Origin of the sequence: Chryseobacterium sp. (assembly GCF_022712095.1) — a bacterium.
Lineage (GTDB): Bacteria > Bacteroidota > Bacteroidia > Flavobacteriales > Weeksellaceae > Chryseobacterium.
Window position 1 is genome coordinate 1 of sequence record NZ_JALAHD010000313.1, and the last position, 4,914, is coordinate 4,914.

3 protein-coding genes are annotated in these 4,914 nt (G+C 34.6%); all 3 read right to left on the minus strand.

All coding sequences use genetic code 11. The annotated features are described in order from the left end of the window. Nucleotides 1-340 precede the first annotated feature (340 nt). The 3 genes from Q0A18_RS15680 to ccsA all read right to left on the minus strand — a co-directional run bounded on the left by Q0A18_RS15680 (nt 341) and on the right by ccsA (nt 4,823). Entirely contained in the window at nt 341-529 is a 189-nt protein-coding gene (locus Q0A18_RS15680; protein ID WP_292011104.1) for an Arc family DNA binding domain-containing protein, read from the minus strand. 2 nt (nt 530-531) lie between these two features. Then, a complete protein-coding gene (locus Q0A18_RS15685; RefSeq protein WP_292011105.1) occupies nt 532-1,398 on the minus strand; it encodes an SPFH domain-containing protein in 867 nt (288 codons plus the stop codon). Between the two features lie 146 nt (nt 1,399-1,544). After that, nucleotides 1,545-4,823 (minus strand): cytochrome c biogenesis protein CcsA, encoded by a 3,279-nt coding sequence (ccsA, locus tag Q0A18_RS15690; protein WP_292011106.1) that lies wholly within the window; start codon nt 4,821-4,823, stop codon nt 1,545-1,547. Nucleotides 4,824-4,914 lie beyond the last annotated feature (91 nt).

Here is a 4,914-nt window from a genome sequence, read left to right on the forward strand (position 1 = left end):
CATAAATAATTACTTTTCGTTTTTCTAAAGATAAAAATATTATGCGAATCACAAAATTTTAATTTTTACTCACCTTTTTATTTGGACTAATTATAAACATGCTTATCTTTGTAGAAGTAATACTATAATCACAGAGGATGAAAAATTCACAGGAAAATAACTCTAAGTTTAAAAAATGGTTTAAACGTGTTGGCTGGGCAGGCTTAGCCTTTTTCACCATCAAAGGTTTGATTTGGCTTGTAATATTCTATTTTGGGGCAGATGCTCTTCAGAGTTGCATAAAATAAAAAAGCAGAGAAATATTCTCTGCTTTCTTTTTTAAAGTCAATTAAGGTTTTGATTATTCTTTTTTCTTTCTTCCTGAATTCGTAAGGCTTTGATGAAGCAGATACTCAATTTGCCCATTAACACTTCTAAATTCGTCATTGGCCCATTTTTCCAGCAGCTTATATGTGGATTCATCTATCCTTATTACAAAAGATTTTTTGCCTTTGTTTCCGGAAGGATTTTGAGCTTTTTCTGATTTCATTTTTAATTATATAAAGTTCCTGCATTTAAGATTGGAGTTGCTGCTTTCTCTCCGCATAATACAACCATTAAATTACTTACCATCGCTGCTTTTCTTTCATCATCCAGCTCTACTATATTTTCCTGAGAAAGTTTTTTCAAGGCAAGATCTACCATTCCTACTGCTCCTTCAACAATTTTTGTTCTTGCAGCCACTATCGCAGTAGCCTGCTGTCTTTGTAACATGGCTCCTGCAATTTCTGAAGCATAAGCCAAATGGGTAATTCTTGCTTCCTGAATCACAATTCCCGCTGGTGCCAATCTTTCAGATAATTCCTGTTCCAAAATTTTATTAACCTGCTCTCCGCCATCTCTTAGAGTAATGTCCGCATGTTCATCTTCCAGATTATCATAAGGAAAACTTACAGCAAGATGTCTTACAGCTGCTTCACTCTGCATTTTTACATAATCCATATATCTTTCCACTTCATAAGCTGCTTTATAGGTATCCCCTACTTTCCATACAATAACAGCTCCGATTTCAATAGGGTTCCCCATTTTATCATTTACCTTCAAAGTCTGCCCCTGTAAGTTTTCTGAACGTAAGCTGATCTTTTGGGAAGAATACAGAGGATTAATGAAAAACAATCCATTGTCCTTTACTGTTCCAACATATTTTCCAAAGAAATTTAATACTCTCGAATGGTTAGGCTGGATAATCATTAGCCCTTTAATGAAGAAACAAGCAATCAGAAAACATAAAGTAGAAATGATAAGAAAGGTAATATTCGTATCTACTCCTGTTATAAAAAGATAAACTGATGCGATGAACAATATTAAGCAAATTACCAAAGTAAGGTAACCGGACATAGGTTTTAATATTTTTTCCATAAGTTACAATTTAAAATGATATTATTTTGATATTATAAATATATCGAAAATTCCCTAATATAAATTATTAATTAAAACATTTAACATACAATGAAATAAAAAATCCCGGAATTGTTTCCGGGATTTTAGTTTTTATGTTGAAAGATCTATTTTTTAGTTAATGTCTTAAATTTAAAATAAGAAACTGATGATAGAATAAGCATAGAAGCTAACCCTATATATACCCATGCCGGAACAGGAACAGGATCTCCTGCTGCGTAGGAATGGAGTCCACTTAAATAATAATTCACTCCAAAATAGGTCATTACCATGGAACAGAATGCAAACATAGTCGCTACATGGAATGCCCATCTGCTTCTTAATCCTGGAACCAATCTCATATGGACAACAAAAGCATATACCATAATGGAAATAAATGCCCATGTCTCTTTAGGATCCCAGCTCCAATATCTTCCCCATGATTCATTTGCCCAGATTCCTCCTAAAAAGTTACCTACAGTAAGGGCATATAAACCTATGGTAAGTGACATTTCAGAGACTATAGTTAATTCCTTTAATGTGGTATCATGATGTATCTTATGCATATCTTTCCCTGAAATAATATAGAATACAAGACAAATCACGGCAATAATCATAGACAGGGCAAAGAAACCGTAACTTGAAGTAATAATGGCTACGTGAATAATTAACCAATATGATTTCAATACCGGAACCAATGGTGTAATCTGAGGATCTAGTGCCGAACCTCCATGCGCAAACCCCATCATAATAACAGCTACCATAAATCCAGCTGCCGGAATCAAAGCATTAGAATTTCTGTATAAGAATAGTCCTGCAGTAATTCCCACCCATGAAATGAAGATAATCGCTTCATAACCATTACTCCAAGGAGCATGTCCTGAAATATACCACCTTGCTATTAATCCTAAGAAATGGAATATATAACCTACAATTCCGATGAGGATAATAATTTTGATAATTTTATCTAAAGCTTTTCTAGACTTAAATAATTCGATGAAACCTAAAATAAGAAGAAGCCCGCCTACAATTGTATAGAATATCAACAGCTTGAAGTTGATATTCACCTTATTCATGAATACTTCAAGATCAACTTTTGATTTTGCAGGAACAACACTTTTCCCCCACTTTTGCTGATATTCCGATAATTTCTGTAATTCAGTATCTGCTTTAGACCAGTTTCCAGATTGCTGAGCAGTCAGGACTTCTGCAAAATAAGGCCCCATTACCAACTGGGATTCCATATCAGGTTCAAAGTTTTGATCTAACCAGGAATGCCATGTGTGATTAGGGTCATTTTTTACCGGAACAATTCTCATAAACTGACCGCTAAAAAATTCATTGAAAATTTGTACTCTTTCGTTAACAGAAATTACTTCTTTATCATAATTAGTCTGCTCTGAAGGTTTTTTACGGAAAGCCGTATTATAATCATGTTCAAGAATATAAGTAAGATTACCATTCGCATCTGCCGGGAATAAGTTCATTAAAGAAGTATATCCGTCATCATCAGCTTTGGTTTTTTTCTTTAATTCATCTCCGCCTTTGGTACCTACTTTAATAATAGGAACCATGGTCCAGCTAGGAGTATCTGTATTAATGGATAAAAACCATTGATTGGCAGTAAGAGATTTTCCATCACTCCCTTTAAATTCATCTTTTTTATATAATTTTCTTAAAATATCAAGGGCTTCCGTATTAATAGGAACTATTCTACCTTCGTAATTCTGGACTAAAAGATATCCGAATTTATCTGCATGCTCCTTACTAATCTTATTTCTTGCAATAATTTCATCGGCAGACATCATTCTCATTTTAGAAAGTGGCTGAGCTAATGAATTTTGTCTAGGGGCAATCTCTGTTTGTACAGGTTTTACTTCCGGACCAGGAGCAGGAGCATGATTATGCCCATCGCCTTCTACGTGAACATGCTCTCTACTTCCATCAGTAGTTCCATGTGTTTCAATTTTTTGAGCATTTAATCCAAAACTTAAAAATATCAAAAGAATGGCTGCTGCCTTCTTCTTGTTAACATCAGTAAGCATTTTATTCAGTTTCCAGAAATGAGACCCCTTCCAGAAGAAGATCAGGAACATTCCTAAAAATAAAAATGTATATCCTATATAAGTAATTAAAGTTCCCCAATAATCATGGTTTACAGAAAGTACCGTTCCCATTCTGTCAGGATCAAAGCTCGCCTGGAAGAATCTGTATCCTTTATGGTTAAGAACATGGTTCATGTAAATTTTATAAGGAGTTTGTTTCCCTTCATCAATAATCTGAATATGACTTTCATAGGCACTCGGAGAAGAACTTCCCGGATAAGTTTCCATGACGAAATCATCCAGTTTAAGAGCAAAAGGTGTATTATAAACTTTAGGTCCGAACCCCAGCATTACATTCATTCCGTCGATTGAAATTTGTTTGAATGTATTAGGATTTCCTTTTTCTACTGAAAGTTCAACCAACTGCTTTGTTTTAGGGCCCTGAACTTCTACTTTCAGCATATCCGGAACCATCTGATCTTTCTTTTTATCTCCTTCAAAGGCTAATAGTCTACCTTTCTTTACTCCTTCCGGAACTACCAATTTCAGCTCATTGATAGTATATAAACTTCTTAAAGCTAAAGGCTGGAACTCATCTTTTACAGTATTTCCAGTAGCTTGTGTTGCCATCGTCATATAACTTGCTTCCACAGGAGTCTTAATGAAGATTTTTCCATTTTCTATTTTAAAATCTACAGCACCGTCGATAGGTCTGTTGAAAGTAACTAAAGTACCATTAATAGATTTTGTTTCGCCCGGTTTAATATAAATATTTTGTCTTCCTGTCTGACCTGTAGAAACCAAATGAAGATATTCTGTACCATTAGGATCAACAATCAGGCTGTCTTTTTTTCTCTGTACATAATCCTTTGCAGCAACTTTGATTTTTTTCCCCCGGAAGTCATATGTAGCATTGAAGTCTTTGTGTAAAGGAGACATTAAATAAGGGACATCCTGATAATTAAGAACATCTCCGTTCTCCTCTACCTGAATCTTGAAAAAGTTTTTATCCGTTACAATCTCATTGGAGGTCTGTCCTTCCCTGATATGCATCGTCCCTTCAAAACTGATATAACGGGTAATAGCTCCACCAATAAAAATAAGAATAAAGGCGAGATGGAAAACCAAAACAGGCCATTTTTCCTTCTTCCATAATCTATATCTTCCGATATTTCCTATAAAGTTTAAGATTAAAAGGAACATAATAAGCTCAAACCATTTAGCTTCGTAGATTAGAGCTTTGGCAGTAGGGGTTCCATAATCATTTTCCAGAAAGGTGGCATAGGCCATGGCAAATGCAAACACGAGCAACAGAACAGCCATGGTTCTGGTTGAAATAAGAATATCTTGGATCTTCTTCATGATTTTTTTTACTTGACATGCAAAAATAAGCAGGATAAACCAAAAGAGGGATAAAAAAAACTGTTTTTTATCATTTTAAATCGTATAAACC